The sequence below is a fragment of the Staphylococcus sp. HMSC62D11 genome, from assembly GCF_001839145.1.
Taxonomy (GTDB): Bacteria; Bacillota; Bacilli; order Staphylococcales; family Staphylococcaceae; genus Staphylococcus; species Staphylococcus lugdunensis.
Genome location: NZ_KV840192.1, coordinates 113,006 through 113,257 on the forward strand (window position 1 = coordinate 113,006; position 252 = coordinate 113,257).

General features: G+C 38.9%; 1 pseudogene. It reads left to right on the forward strand.

Features of this window, described 5'->3' with window-relative positions:
* A pseudogene (locus HMPREF3267_RS12865) lies at window positions 1-252 on the forward strand (competence protein ComK); the annotation flags it as partial.

Sequence of the window (252 nt, forward strand, 5' to 3'; positions counted from 1 at the left end):
GTAAAAATGTAACTGTACCAAAAGGTCAAAACGGAACATCAGTGACAATACAAAATGTCACTAAACAACCAAATGGCGACACTGTTGTAACCTTCTCAGATGGCAAAACTATTACAATACCAAAAGGCGACAAAGGTGACGCAGGTGTTAAAGGTGCCGATGGTCATTCAATTACAATCACAAGTAATACAGAAGAACCTAACGGCGACCGTAAACTAGTATTCTCAGATAACACAACAGTTGTGATACCAA